The 12,504-nt window shown below is 71.8% G+C and carries 14 protein-coding genes; 9 read left to right on the plus strand and 5 right to left on the minus strand.

Going from position 1 to position 12,504, the window contains the following annotated elements:
• Nucleotides 1-14 precede the first annotated feature (14 nt).
• The 3 genes from AB0F01_RS15900 to AB0F01_RS15910 all read left to right on the plus strand — a co-directional run bounded on the left by AB0F01_RS15900 (nt 15) and on the right by AB0F01_RS15910 (nt 2,870).
• Nucleotides 15-1,286, plus strand: a complete 1,272-nt coding sequence (locus tag AB0F01_RS15900) for a VWA domain-containing protein (RefSeq protein WP_362095075.1) — start codon at nt 15-17, stop codon at nt 1,284-1,286.
• A complete protein-coding gene (locus AB0F01_RS15905) occupies nt 1,286-2,098 on the plus strand; it encodes a hypothetical protein (protein ID WP_362095077.1) in 813 nt (270 codons plus the stop codon). Before AB0F01_RS15900 ends, AB0F01_RS15905 begins: the two co-directional genes overlap by 1 nt.
• A 229-nt stretch (nt 2,099-2,327) precedes the next feature.
• On the plus strand, nt 2,328-2,870 hold the full coding sequence (locus AB0F01_RS15910; protein WP_362095079.1) for an SMI1/KNR4 family protein: 543 nt from the start codon (nt 2,328-2,330) through the stop codon (nt 2,868-2,870).
• 322 nt (nt 2,871-3,192) lie between these two features.
• On the opposite strand, the gene AB0F01_RS15915 is transcribed toward AB0F01_RS15910, so the two are convergent.
• The 5 genes from AB0F01_RS15915 to AB0F01_RS15935 all read right to left on the minus strand — a co-directional run bounded on the left by AB0F01_RS15915 (nt 3,193) and on the right by AB0F01_RS15935 (nt 7,623).
• A complete protein-coding gene (locus AB0F01_RS15915; protein ID WP_362095082.1) occupies nt 3,193-3,795 on the minus strand; it encodes a VanZ family protein in 603 nt (200 codons plus the stop codon).
• A gap of 254 nt (nt 3,796-4,049) precedes the next feature.
• Nucleotides 4,050-4,709 (minus strand): response regulator transcription factor, encoded by a 660-nt coding sequence (locus AB0F01_RS15920; RefSeq protein WP_362095085.1) that lies wholly within the window; start codon nt 4,707-4,709, stop codon nt 4,050-4,052.
• The gene (locus AB0F01_RS15925) at nt 4,706-5,872 is read right to left on the minus strand and encodes a histidine kinase (RefSeq protein WP_362095088.1); all 1,167 of its coding nucleotides are present in this window, start codon (nt 5,870-5,872) and stop codon (nt 4,706-4,708) included. The genes AB0F01_RS15920 and AB0F01_RS15925 overlap by 4 nt, the downstream gene beginning before the upstream one ends.
• Nucleotides 5,869-6,708 (minus strand): type II CAAX endopeptidase family protein, encoded by an 840-nt coding sequence (locus AB0F01_RS15930; RefSeq protein ID WP_362095091.1) that lies wholly within the window; start codon nt 6,706-6,708, stop codon nt 5,869-5,871. The genes AB0F01_RS15925 and AB0F01_RS15930 overlap by 4 nt, the downstream gene beginning before the upstream one ends.
• 219 nt (nt 6,709-6,927) lie before the next feature.
• On the minus strand, nt 6,928-7,623 hold the full coding sequence (locus AB0F01_RS15935; RefSeq protein ID WP_362095093.1) for a helix-turn-helix domain-containing protein: 696 nt from the start codon (nt 7,621-7,623) through the stop codon (nt 6,928-6,930).
• An 82-nt stretch (nt 7,624-7,705) separates the two neighbouring features.
• Here AB0F01_RS15935 and AB0F01_RS15940 point away from each other — a divergent pair, with 82 nt between their 5' ends.
• The 6 genes from AB0F01_RS15940 (at nt 7,706) to AB0F01_RS15965 (ending at nt 12,363) form a co-directional block, all read left to right on the plus strand.
• Nucleotides 7,706-8,914, plus strand: a complete 1,209-nt coding sequence (locus tag AB0F01_RS15940; protein ID WP_362095095.1) for a pyridoxal phosphate-dependent aminotransferase — start codon at nt 7,706-7,708, stop codon at nt 8,912-8,914.
• A 127-nt stretch (nt 8,915-9,041) separates the two neighbouring features.
• Complete coding sequence (locus AB0F01_RS15945; protein ID WP_362095098.1) at nt 9,042-9,872, plus strand: helix-turn-helix transcriptional regulator; 831 nt, start codon at nt 9,042-9,044, stop codon at nt 9,870-9,872.
• Complete coding sequence (locus tag AB0F01_RS15950) at nt 9,869-10,075, plus strand: DUF397 domain-containing protein (RefSeq protein ID WP_362095101.1); 207 nt, start codon at nt 9,869-9,871, stop codon at nt 10,073-10,075. The genes AB0F01_RS15945 and AB0F01_RS15950 overlap by 4 nt, the downstream gene beginning before the upstream one ends.
• Nucleotides 10,072-10,713 (plus strand): hypothetical protein, encoded by a 642-nt coding sequence (locus tag AB0F01_RS15955; RefSeq protein ID WP_362095103.1) that lies wholly within the window; start codon nt 10,072-10,074, stop codon nt 10,711-10,713. The genes AB0F01_RS15950 and AB0F01_RS15955 overlap by 4 nt, the downstream gene beginning before the upstream one ends.
• A gap of 87 nt (nt 10,714-10,800) precedes the next feature.
• Nucleotides 10,801-11,232: a thioesterase family protein gene (locus AB0F01_RS15960; protein ID WP_362095106.1), complete on the plus strand. Its 432-nt coding sequence runs from the start codon at nt 10,801-10,803 to the stop codon at nt 11,230-11,232.
• Between the two features lie 246 nt (nt 11,233-11,478).
• On the plus strand, nt 11,479-12,363 hold the full coding sequence (locus tag AB0F01_RS15965; protein WP_362095109.1) for a lysozyme: 885 nt from the start codon (nt 11,479-11,481) through the stop codon (nt 12,361-12,363).
• Nucleotides 12,364-12,504 lie beyond the last annotated feature (141 nt).

Genomic DNA, 12,504 nt, shown 5'->3' on the forward strand with positions numbered 1-12,504 from the left:
CATAGGATCCCCCGATGATCACAAGAAGACGGACGGTGGCAGGCGCCGGTGCGCTGCTCGCCGCCCTGACGGCCGGACTGGCCTTCCCCGCGGGGGCGGCCGCCGACGAACCGACGGGCCGGGACGCGCCCAAGGTCAACCTGCTCCTCGACGTGAGCGGGTCGATGCGAGCCAAGGACATCGACGGGCAGTCCCGGATGGCGGCGGCGAAGCAGGCGTTCAACGAGGTGCTGGACGCCACGCCCGAGGAGGTCGAACTCGGCATCCGCACGCTCGGCGCGGACTACGCGGGCGACGACCGCAAGGAGGGCTGCAAGGACACCGCTCAGCTCTACCCGGTGGGCCCGCTGGACCGCACGGAGGCCAAGACGGCGGTGGCCACGCTCACCCCGACCGGCTGGACCCCGATCGGCCCGGCCCTGCTCGAGGCCGCCGACGACCTCGACGGCGGCAACGGATCCAAGCGGATCGTGCTGATCAGCGACGGCGAGGACACCTGCGCCCCGCTCGACCCGTGCGAGGTGGCCCGGGAGATCGCCGCGAAGGGCATCGGGCTGACCATCGACACCCTGGGTCTGGTGCCGAACGCCAAGCTGAGCCGCCAGCTCAGCTGCATCGCCGAGGCGACCGGCGGGACCTACACCTCCGTCGAGCACCAGGACGAACTGACCGACCGGGTCAACGAGTTGGTGGACCGGGCGGCCGAGCCGGTGGTGACGCCGGTGGCCACCGAGGGCGGCGACCGCTGCACCCAGGCGCCGACCCTGAAGTCCGGCCTGTACACCGACCGCCAGGACTTCGACCGGCAGCGCTGGTACCGCGTCGACGTGCTCCCGGGACAGGAACTGCGCGCCTCGGTGAGCGTGGCGGCGGACCGCGCCGTGCGCCCCGACCACGGCGTGCTGCTGCGCGCGGTCACGGTCCACGGCCGCGAGATCGTGCGCGGTGAGGCCACCGGCACCGGCCGCACCGACGTGCTCTCCACCGGCCTGCGGTACCCGAAGCCGGAACGCGACGACGACGAGGGAGAACCGGCCGCCGAGACGGTGTGCCTGGCGGTCACCACGTCCTTCACACCCGGCTCCGGGGTCAAGACGACCCCCGGCCTGCCGCTGGAACTGACGCTCGACGTGGTGGACGGCCCCGGTGAGGCGTCCGACGTCGCCTCCTTCGGCCTGGGCCGCGGCTGGTGGCTGCTCGGCGCCCTGCTCGTCACCGGCTTCGTCGCCGGCCTGCTGTGGGGCTGGCTGTCCCGCTGGCGGTTCGCTGTCTGGAGGACCCACTGATGCGCCGCGCCGTACGCGTACTGAGTACCGCCCTGCTGGCCCTCGGCCTGGCCGCCGCGCCCGCCGCGGCCGACTCCTCGCCCTCCCCGGAGGCGTCCGGGGACGGCGCGGGCCCCACCCGCGCGGGCACCTCGTTCCGCACCGCGACGGAGGTCGAGCAGGGGCAGACCGCCACCGCGCGCGCCTCCACGGGCGACTACCTGTACTGGTCGTTCCCGGCGGACGCGGGCCAACGCCCCACCGTGCGGGCCACGGTGAAGCTCCCCGAGACACACGCCGCCCAGACCTGGCAGGTCGACGTGTACGACGGTCTGCGCCGCCGCCAGGCCTGCCAGTACGGCGCCCAGACCCGCACGGCCCCCGCGGACACCCCCTCGGTGGAGCTGACCTGCGTGCTGCGCACCGTCCGCGCCTGGTCGGAGCCGTGGGCCAACGACCCGCTGCCGGGCACCTACTACGTGCGGCTCACGGCGCTGCGCATGTCCGCGGCCGACCTAGGCCAGGCGGTGAACGCCGAACTGCGCGTCGAGTCCAAGGACATGGGCGGCGCGGCGGCGGTCGACGGCTCCCTGTCGGAGCCGCTGGTCCCGGGCATCGCGGCCCGAACGGCTGCGGACGAGGACCAGGAGGACGACTCGGCCTCCGCCGTCCTGGCAGCCCTGGAACCCGAGGACGGCTGGGCCTCCGGCTGGTGGTCCGACCGCTGGCTGTGGACCGCGGCAGGCGGCGCCCTGGCCGCCCTGGCGGGCGTCGCCGGCTACCGCCTGACCCGCGGCTCCGGCCGCCCCTCACGGGTGCCGCCGGGCGCCTGACACCGGCAACACACCCCAGGGAGGCCCGCCTTGTGCGGGCCTCCCGTGTGCGGACGGCCGACCGGACCACTGAGCCTTTTCAGAGTGGCCACTGATCGGATGGCTCGGGTCGCGTCAGGTCGAGAACCGCAGTGCGCAGGGCTTCCGCGCCGTCGAGGGAGGTGTTCGAATCACAGTAGGTGAGCCGGTTGAGTGGCATAGCGAATCCGTGCAGAGAGGCAGCGGGGGGATGAGTGTGGTGGAGAGCTGGGCCCGCGTAATGGATCTTCTTGAGGAGTATGCTCCGGTCGATCACGCGGACTTGCCCGGCCCGGCCACGGAGTGGATGCTCGCGGCCGCCGAGGAGCGCATGGGTCTTTTGTTGCCTCAGGAACTGCGGGCGTGGCTGTTGCAGAGCAACCTGGATGTTCCCGGGGACCAGGTGGACGATGACACGGCCTGCTGCGGTTACGCCGGCTTCCCGGACGAGGCGAGCTTCTTTCTGGGCATCCGGGCGATGGAGAAGCTCTATACGAATCACCCCTTGTCCGGCGGGAGCGAATGGCGCGAGGAGTGGATCCCGTTCGTGTCGGATCAGGACGGCTGGGCGGGACACTTCATCGATGCGAGGGACGGACGTGTCGGCAGATGGTTCGTGGGTGAACTCACGGTCACCGGCGAGTACGCGTCATTGGCTGACTACTTCGACTCCGTGGCGGAGATGCTGACGAGGATCGGCGCGGGAGACCATCCGGTCTGTTCGGTTGCTGAAGGGCGACTTGTCTGGTCATGACGCCCCGAGGCCGTGAACAGGATTGCCCTGGAGCCGAAGAACGTCCCGGGGTGCTTCTCATGCTCCGGTTACGGAGTGGGAGCGGTGAACCCGTCGAGGTTGACCCAGTCGATGGGTTGAGACTTCGAACTCCTCCCTCAACGGCGCGGAAGCCCTGTGCGTTGCGGTCCTCGTCCTGACTCGACCCAAGTCACCCGATCAGTGGCTGTTCTGAAAAAGCCCACTGGGTCGGGGACGTCCCACCGCGATGCGCTCACACCGAACCGGCGGACCCGTTTCGCTGCCGGGTGACGGTGAGTGAGCCGACCCGATACGCGCCTGATCAGGTGCGCTGACCGGCCGTGACGCGCTTCTCGCGCTTCCGCCGGGCACCCGCTCCGGCTCCCCCTCCGACCACCCTGCACACCGCCTGCGCAGCCACGAGGACCAGCAGGCCGACACCTCCGCCGAGGGAGTTGAGCAGGAAGTCCTCGACGTCGGCCACCCGCCCTCCTCCGACGAGGAACTGACACGTCTCGATCAGGAAGGTCAGGAGCACACAGGCACCAAGGGCCGTCCACCGCCCGGTCCGCGGCCAGGAGAGCCTGATCAGGGCGGGAAAGGGCACGAACATCAGGACGTTGGCGAGCGACTGCCTGACGATCATGTCCTTCTCCATGCTTCCCAGGTTCTCGCCCCCGGACATGAGGTATCCGAGCGAACCGAGCGAAAGCCCGCCGCCCCCGCCCTCCGACCGGTTCAGTGAGAACGTGGCGACGAGCACGAGAAGGACATAGAGGGTGAGCCCGATCAGCCCTGCCACGCGCATTGCCTCGGCGCGCCGTGCCGACAGCGCGAGGAACACCGCCACCACGAACGGGGCGACCAGCAGCACGACGACCGTGCGTACCGGCGTGACGAGGAAGATCGTCTGCCAGAGGGGCATGAGAACCTCGGATTCGGTGACGTGGCGGGGCGACCAACCTACGGCTGCCGCTCGCCCCGGCTCGTCCCGGGGCAGACCACGGGGTGATGCACGCCCTTTCCGCCGTGTCTCACGCTGCCCGCCACCGGCCTGCTTCCCGAACGCCACGTCCGGGCGGACCACTTGCTCGGCACCGAGGCCGGCACACCCTCAGCCCTCAGCACGGCCGCGACGCCCAGGGCGGTCACCGGGCGGGAACGATGCTGATCGCGGCGCTAGTTCACCAGCCCCTGCCGGTACGCGTACACCACCGCCTGGACGCGGTCGCGCAGGCCCAGCTTGGTGAGGATGCGGGAGACGAAGGTCTTGACGGTCTCCTGGCTGATGACGAGCGCGGCGGCGATCTCGCTGTTGGAGCGGCCGTCCGCGATCAGGCGGAGGACCTCCAGTTCGCGGGGGGTGAGCGGGGTGTCCTGCGGGCTGCCCCCGGCGGGCCGGATGCGGGCGGCGTAGTGGCCGACGAGGCGGCGCGTCACGTCGGGGTCCAGCAGGGCCGCGCCGGTGGCCACGGTGCGGATGCCGTGCAGGAGGCGGTCCGGTGGGGCGTCCTTGAGGAGGAAGCCGCTCGCGCCGGCCCGCAGGGCCTCGTAGACGTACTCGTCGAGGTTGAAGGTGGTGACCACGAGCACTTTCACGGGGTGCTCGACCCCGGCGCCGGCCAGCTGCCGGGTGGCCTCGATGCCGTCCAGGACCGGCATGCGCACGTCCATGACGACGACGTCCGGGCGCAGCCGCCCGGCCAGTTCGACCGCGGTCCGCCCGTCCCCGCACTCGCCGGCGACGGCCATGTCGGGCTGGGCGTCGATGATGGTCGACAGGCCGGTGCGGATCAGCGCCTGGTCGTCGCAGACGAGGACCCGGACGGGCGCGCTCACGCCGGGGTCCCCATGGGTATCCGCGCGCGGACGAGGAAGCCGCCGTCGGCCCGGGGGCCCGCCTCGAAGTCGCCGCCCAGGACGTCGACCCGCTCGCGCAGGCCCGCCAGTCCCCGCCCGCTGCCGCCGGGGGACGCGGCCCGGGAGCCGGAACCGTCCGTGCCGACCTCCACGGTGATCTCCATTCCGCCGTGGCGCACCAGGACCGAGGTCCGGCTGCCGTGGTCGTACTTGAGCGCGTTGGTGAGGGCTTCCTGCACGACGCGGTAGGCGACGAGGTCGGCGCTGCCGGTCGCATCCGGGGGCGTGCCCTCCTCGGTCAGTTCTACCGGTTGTCCGGCACGCCGGGTCTGCTCGACGAGCGTGAGCACCCGGCCGACGGGCGGTGTCCGGTCCTCACTCCGGTGGCCTGTGCCGTATTCGGGGTTGAGCAGGTCGAGCAGGTGCCGCAGGTCGGTGAGAGCTCGTCGGCCCGTGTCGCTGACGCTGGTCAGCGACTGGTCGAGGCGGTCCGGCGAGGCGGTGAGGTACCGGGCGGCCTCGGTCTGCACGACCATCGCGGTCACGTGATGGGTCACGACGTCGTGGAGTTCCCGGGCGATGCGGGTGCGCTCCGCGGTGCGGGCGTCCTCGGCGACGCGGCGGCGCCGTTCGGCCTCGGCGGCGCGGGCGGAGCGCATCCACGCGCCGATGCCCCAGGCGAGGGCCAGCGCCAGGTAGAACGTCACGTATTCCGCGGCGGGTTCGCCGGGCCCGGTCCGGTCCAGCGCGACCGCCAGGGCCACATACGCCACGGTGGAGGCGACCAGGGTGGTGCGCCGGAACCGCTCCAGGTACGACCCGGCGCTCAGGAGCGCGATGGGCAGCGCGATGCCCGCGAAGAGGTGGTAGCCGCGGAGCTGGTCGAGGGCGAAACCGCAGGACACCAGGGCGAGGCAGACGAGCGGCCACCGCCGGCGCGCGGCGAGCGGGAGGCTCTGCAGGACGGCCGCGACGACGGCGAGCGCGTCGGCGGGGCGGGTCGGCACACCGCCGAACTCGGTGCCGTTGCCGTGGAAGCCCGGCACGACCGACGCCACGAGGAGCAGGATCCCGAGCGGGAGGTCCCGGGCCGTGACATCGAGGCGGCGCCACAGCTCCGGGACACGTCGGCGATCGATCACCGGGGCAGTGTAGTCGCGGAGTCGCGGCGGGCCGCCCGGCGGGCACCGAAGGGGACGACGTTCCCGCGCCGGTGGGCCAGCCAGAGGAACACCAGGGTCAGCATGGCTCCGAAGCCCACCGAGTACACGCTGCCCTCGGGCCCGAACGCGCCGCCGGTGAGCAGTTCCGGCCCCGACGTCGTGGCGTCCAGGAGGCCCTCGTTGGCGCCGTTGCCGGAGACCTCGGTGCTGAAGACGCCGGCCGCGGCGAAGTTCCAGCCGAAGTGCACGCCGATCGCGAGCCACAGGCTGCGGGTGGCGGCGTACACGGCGGCGAGCATGAATCCGGCCTCGATCGCGATGGCCAGCGCGCCCCACAGGGTGGCGTTCTCGTTGAACAGGTGCGAGAGGCCGAACACGAGACCGGTCAGCCCCATGGCCGCGTAGGTGCCGATGTGTTCCTCGACGATCCGGAACAGCACCCCCCGATACACCACTTCCTCGGTCGCCGCGGCGGCGGCCATGAAGCCGAGCAGCCCCACCGCGCCGGTCACCGAGCCGACGCCGTCGATGTCGTAGTGCCCGGCGGTGTAGAGGTTGACGATGACGGCCGTGAACATCCCGCCGCCGATCAGGATGCCCCAGGCGGTCCGGGACACGGCTCCCTCCCGCGCCACGTCCGTCGCGGGCCGGTGCTCGGTCCGCCGCACGACCCAGGCATAGACGAGGACGATCAGAGCGGCGGACGCGAGACCGAGGACGAGCGTGAACCACTCGTTGTCGCGCACCGCGTTGACGGCGACGCCGCTCAGTGCGTACACCACCAGGATCGTCAGGAACTGCCGAACGAACCGCATGAACACCCCTCTGCCGGGCCGCGACCGGTGTGTCGCGTGCTGCAACGGGACGCTACGGAAACGGCGTTCGGAGATCGTCACCTCGCGGTGGACACCTGTCGGTAGCTCGCACGGGGGACAAGCCCGGTGCCGTCCCTCCGGAGGGGGGAATCGCTGTTGCGGGACTCCGCGACCCCGGGACTCCGGAACTCCGGGACTGCGGGACTCCGCCCCCTTCCGTCACGCCTCGCGCAGCCGCTTGGCGAGCGGGCCGTCGCCGGTGACCACGACCCGTCCCGCGCGGACCGCCTCGGTCAGGGCGAGGTCGCCGCGGCTGACGGCGGTGCAGGTGTCCGTGTCCAGGGACAGCACCGCGTCCGGCTCTCCGTCCGCGGGACCATCGCCGTAGACGGGACCGTCGCCGGGGAAGCCACCGCCGCCCTGGACGAGTCCGCCCCCGTCAGCGGAGCCCACGCCGTGCACGGGGGACGCGCCCGCCCTCAGGTGGAACACCCCTTCGTCCAGGCGGACTTCGACCAGTCCCGTCTCCCCGTCCAGCGCCCGCAGCAGGGGCAGCGCGAACCAGTGGGCCCGCACCGCGTCGGTGGGCCGGCGCTCCCCCAGCGCCTCCTCGCCCCAGGCGCCGAGGGCCTGGAGAACCGGCAGCAACGCGGCGCCCCGTGCGGTGAGTTCGTAGACGTGGGCCGCGCCGGGCGGGGGGAGCCTGCGGCGGGTGGTGAGGCCGTCGCGCTCCATGTCCCGCAGACGGGAGGCCAGGACGTCGGTGCTGACGCCCGGCAGGTCCGCGTGCAGGTCGGTGTAGCGCCGTGGGCCCGCGAGCAGTTCCCGGACGATCAGCAGGGTCCAGCGGTCGCCGACGGAGTCGAGGGCGCGCGCGGCGGAACAGTACTGGTCGTAGCTTCGGCGAGGTGGCATGCGTCGCAGTCTAGACATGTCGTTGGACTTTCCAAGCACCCACTTGGTAAAACCAAGCATCACCAGTGAACCGGAGGGGCGCATGGAGTTCCGGCAGTCGAGCAAGCTCAGCGAGGTCTGTTACGAGATCCGCGGCCCGGTCATCGAGCACGCCAACGCGCTGGAGGAGGCGGGCCACAGCGTGCTGCGCCTCAACACCGGCAACCCGGCCCTGTTCGGCTTCGAGGCGCCGGAGGAGATCCTCCAGGACATGATCCGGATGCTGCCGCAGGCGCACGGATACACCGACTCGCGCGGCATCCTGTCCGCCCGCCGCGCCGTCGCCCAGCGGTACCAGACCCTCGGCCTGGAGGTCGACGTCGACGACGTCTTCCTCGGCAACGGCGTCTCGGAACTGGTGTCCATGGCGGTGCAGGCACTGCTGGAGGACGGTGACGAAGTCCTCGTCCCCGCCCCGGACTTCCCGCTGTGGACCGCCGTGACCAACCTCGCGGGCGGCAGGGCCGTGCACTACCTGTGCGACGAGCAGGCCGACTGGTACCCGGACCTGGACGACATGGCCGCGAAGATCACGGACCGCACCAAGGCCGTCGTCATCATCAACCCCAACAACCCGACCGGCGCCGTGTACCCGAAGGAGGTCGTCGAGGGCATCCTCGACCTGGCCCGGCGGCACGGCCTCATGGTCTTCGCCGACGAGATCTACGACCAGATCCTCTACGACGACGCCGTCCACCACTCGGCCGCCGCCCTCGCCCCCGACCTGGTGGTCCTCACCTTCTGCGGCCTCTCCAAGACCTACCGCGTGGCGGGCTTCCGCTCCGGCTGGCTGGTGGTCACCGGTCCGAAGCAGCACGCGAAGGACTACCTGGAGGGCCTGACCATGCTGGCCTCCATGCGCCTGTGCGCCAACGCCCCCGCCCAGTACGCCATCCAGGCCGCGCTGGGCGGCCGCCAGTCCATCCACGAGCTCACCGCACCCGGCGGCAGACTGCGCGAACAGCGGGACGTGGCCTGGGAGAAGCTGAACGAGATCCCGGGCGTGAGCTGCGTGAAACCCAAGGGCGCGCTCTACGCGTTCCCGCGCCTGGACCCCAAGGTGCACCGGATCCACGACGACGAGAAGTTCGTCCTCGACCTGCTGCTGCGGGAGAAGATCCAGGTGGTCCAGGGCACCGGCTTCAACTGGCCCTCCCCCGACCACTTCCGCATCCTCACCCTCCCCCACGCCGATGACCTGGAGGCGGCGATCGGCCGGATCGGCCGGTTCCTCGGCGGCTACCGGCAGTAGACCCGCCGGTGCCCCGGGCCGCGTCCGGGCGCCGCACGACCCTGTCCGGGCCTGTCCGGGCCGCGACGCGTGACGTGCGGCGCCGACGGCCGGTTGGACACGGGGCGGCAGACGGAGGTGTGGGGACATGAGCGTGGAACCGTACGGCGCGGACGAGGAGTCGGCGGCCGTCCTGCGGACGGTCGGGCGGATCATCAAGATGTGCCGGGAGCGGCAGGGCCTGACACAGGCCGCGCTCGGCACGCAGATCGGGTACAGCGAGGAGCAGGTGTCCTCGGTGGAGCGGGCGCGGCGGGCGCCGGCGGGCTCCTTCCTCGACGCGGCGGACCGGGTGCTGGAGGCGCAGGGCCTGCTCTCGGGACTGAAGGCGGAGGTGGCGAAGGCCAGGTTCCCGAAGAAGGTGCGGGATCTGGCCCAGCTGGAGGGCGAGGCGGTCGAACTGTGCGCCTACGCGAACCACGTCGTGCACGGGCTGCTCCAGACACCGGAGTACGCGCGGGCCCTCTACGGGATGCGTCGGCCTCCGTACCCGGAGGAGCAGGTGGACGAGCTGGTCGAGGCCCGGCTGGCACGTCAGGGAATTCTCACCCGGCAGCCCGCCCCGGTCTTCAGCTTCGTCCAGGAGGAGGTGACGTTGCGCCGCCCTCTCGGGGGCAGAATGGTGATGCGGCAGCAGTTGGAGCATCTGCTGGAGGTCGGACGGCGGCGGAACGTGGAGATCCAGGTACTGCCCACGGACCGCGAGGAGCACGCGGGGCTCGCCGGGGCGCTCCAGCTGGTGCGGCTGAGGGAGGGAGTGACCGTGGGGCACGTGGAGGTCCAGTTGCTCAGCCGGGTGATCTCGGACCCCAAGGAGATCCAGACGCTCGAGATTCGCTATGGCATCATCCGGGCCCAGGCCCTCACGCCCCGTGAGTCGCTGGCCTTCATCGAGAAAGTGCTGGGAGAGACACCATGACCCACCGCACGTCCCGGGACGGTTCCGCGCTGGAGTGGTTCAGGAGCAGCTACAGCACCAACGACGGCCCGGAGTGCGTCGAGATCGCCACCACCCCCCGCACCGTCCACGTCCGCGACTCCAAGCACATACCGGGTCCCCACCTCACCTTCTCCCCCGCCCACTGGGCCGCCTTCCTGCCCTACGCCTGCGGAGAGCGATGACCCGACCGCCCACCGCCGCGCAGCGCCGTCTCATCGAGGCCGCCGATCCCGTGACCGGGCGGCTGAAGGGGACCGACGCGCAGTTGGCGGCGCTGGTGCGGCGCGGGCTCGCCTTCCGGCACCCGCGGCCTCCGCACGACCACTTCCTGACGCCCGCCGGGCACCGGGTGCGGGAGGCGGAGCCCGAGCCGGAGGCGACGGAGACGCGGGCGGCGCCCGCCGCGTCCGCCTCCGGGGGGTTCGCCGCGCGGGTGGGCGGTGAGGATCCGTCACCCGGGTCCGGACCGGCCCGGCTCCGGGAGGTGCGCGGTGCCTGGCAGGGCCTGCTGGAGCTGCGCCGGATGACCAACCCCGACGGCGCGACGGACCGGCCGTGCGGCTGGGAGCGCGGGCATCTGGTGCAGGCCGCCGCGCTGGCCCTGGAGGCCGCCGGGCACCGTCCGGCCGGCCCGGACGGCGGCGACGGCTACCGGGTGCGGGAGACGCCGCAGCCGGAGGCGGTCGCCGTGTACGCGCCGGACGACGGGGAGCTGCGGGCCTGTGCGGGCACGCTGGAGCGGGCGGGCTGGCAGGCCGGGGAGTACACGGAGCCGAGGACGCGGACGCGTTACGTGCTGGCCTCTCCGCGCCGGGTGTGACGGGCGTGTCAGGATCGGGGGGCCGGGCCGTCCGGCGGGCACCGTGAAGGCGGGCCCTGGACCGCGCACCACGAAGGGGACCACGCAGTGAGCGAGGCGAGCGAGCCGTTCTCCGTCCGGGTGACCGTGCGCGGGTACGAGACCGACACCCAGGGCCACCTGAACCAGGCCGTGTACCTGAACTACGCGGAGCACGCGCGCTGGTCGCTGCTCCAGGCGGCCGGGATCAGCCAGTCCGGGTTGATCGCGCAGGGTGTGGGGCCGGTCGCCCTGGAGACCACCATCCGCTACCGCCGTGAGCTGCTCGCCGGGGACGAGGTGGACGTCAGCTGCGTGTTCGGCTGGGGCGGCGGCCGGACGTTCACCATCGAGCAGCAGCTCACGAAGGCCGACGGGACCGTGGCGGCGGAGCTGACCGGGGTCGGCGGGGTGCTGGACCTCGAACGGCGCAAGCTGGTGGCGGACCCGGCGGAGGTCTTCCGTCGACTGGCCACCGATCCGGGGCTGTTCGGGCTGTAGTACGGGAGAGGCGAGCGGGGCTCAGCTTTCACCCGCTGAAAGTTTCCGCCGTCCGGTTGCCGAGTTTCCAGGCCGTCCGCTCCTACAGTGGACCAGACCACCAGAGAGCGCCGAAGACTCTTTACACGCCCGGAATCTACGTGCGTAACTAATGACGCGCGCACGTCAACTGTAGGTATCTGCCCAGGTGGCAGCGGCCGACGTCACCTCCTTCGCTCATCCCCACATGTGTCAGGAGGCAGCCCCGTGTTCTCTCTCCCCCGCTTCACCCCCGGTCCCACCAGACGGATCGCCACCGCGCTCGGCGTGGTGGGAGCCGCCCTCGCCCTCACCGCCACCACCGTCGGGACGGCCGGCGCCGCGCCGCAGCCCGACCGGGACAAGGTCACCGTCGAACCCGGACAGGCGTACATGGGTGTCGGCGCCCGCGTCCACGACGACGTCCCCGCCGACGAGCCGTCGATGGGCGTCCTGGCGCCGACCGGCGGCGTGCAGGGCATCGACGTCTCGCACTGGCAGGGCGCCATCAACTGGACCTCGGTGCGCAACGCCGGCATCCAGTTCGCCTGGATGAAGGCGACCGAGGGCACCGGCTACAAGGACTCCAGCTTCAACACGAACTACCCGGCCGCCCACCGCGCCGGCGTGATCCGCGGCGCGTACCACTTCGCGCGCCCGAACCTCTCCAACGGTGCCACCCAGGCGAACTACTTCGTCAACAACGGCGGCGCGTGGTCCCGGGACAACCTCACCCTGCCGGGCGTGCTGGACATCGAGCACAACCCGTACGGGGCCATGTGCTACGGCCTGTCGACCACGCAGATGCGCACCTGGATCAACGACTTCTACACCGCCTACAAGTCGCGGACCGGCCGTGACGTGGTCATCTACACGACCGCCGGCTGGTGGAACACGTGCACCGGCAACTGGACCGGCATGTCCGCCAAGAGCCCGCTGTGGGTGGCGCACTGGACCTCCGCCTCGGCCCCGACCATCCCCAGCGGCTTCCCCACCTGGACGGTGTGGCAGTACACCAGCACCGGTTCGGTGAGCGGCGTCTCCGGCAACGTGGACCGCAACCAGTTCAACGGCTCCCGCGACCGGCTGCTGGCGCTCGCCAACAACACGTGACGCCGTAGTCCCGTCACGGTAGTCCCGTCACGTACGCGATCACGCGGCGGAGCCGGGGGCCCCACGGCCCCCGGGCCGCCCCCCCCCCCCCCCCCCACCCCCACCCCCCCCCCCCGCGGAGGTGGGCCACCCACAACCCCC

Source organism: Streptomyces sp. NPDC029526 (genome assembly GCF_040637405.1).
In the GTDB taxonomy this organism is placed as follows: domain Bacteria; phylum Actinomycetota; class Actinomycetes; order Streptomycetales; family Streptomycetaceae; genus Streptomyces.

What these genes read in the sequence shown, in the direction of transcription:
- AB0F01_RS15945 (WP_362095098.1), top strand. Translation starts at nt 9,042, where the DNA reads ATGAGCGTGGAACCGTACGGCGCGGACGAGGAGTCGGCGGCCGTCCTG.
- AB0F01_RS15915 (WP_362095082.1), bottom strand. Translation starts at nt 3,795, where the DNA reads ATGCCCCTCTGGCAGACGATCTTCCTCGTCACGCCGGTACGCACGGTC.
- AB0F01_RS15905 (WP_362095077.1), top strand. Translation starts at nt 1,286, where the DNA reads ATGCGCCGCGCCGTACGCGTACTGAGTACCGCCCTGCTGGCCCTCGGC.
- AB0F01_RS15900 (WP_362095075.1), top strand. Translation starts at nt 15, where the DNA reads ATGATCACAAGAAGACGGACGGTGGCAGGCGCCGGTGCGCTGCTCGCC.
- AB0F01_RS15930 (WP_362095091.1), bottom strand. Translation starts at nt 6,708, where the DNA reads ATGCGGTTCGTTCGGCAGTTCCTGACGATCCTGGTGGTGTACGCACTG.
- AB0F01_RS15940 (WP_362095095.1), top strand. Translation starts at nt 7,706, where the DNA reads ATGGAGTTCCGGCAGTCGAGCAAGCTCAGCGAGGTCTGTTACGAGATC.
- AB0F01_RS15910 (WP_362095079.1), top strand. Translation starts at nt 2,328, where the DNA reads ATGAGTGTGGTGGAGAGCTGGGCCCGCGTAATGGATCTTCTTGAGGAG.
- AB0F01_RS15935 (WP_362095093.1), bottom strand. Translation starts at nt 7,623, where the DNA reads ATGCCACCTCGCCGAAGCTACGACCAGTACTGTTCCGCCGCGCGCGCC.
- AB0F01_RS15950 (WP_362095101.1), top strand. Translation starts at nt 9,869, where the DNA reads ATGACCCACCGCACGTCCCGGGACGGTTCCGCGCTGGAGTGGTTCAGG.
- AB0F01_RS15955 (WP_362095103.1), top strand. Translation starts at nt 10,072, where the DNA reads ATGACCCGACCGCCCACCGCCGCGCAGCGCCGTCTCATCGAGGCCGCC.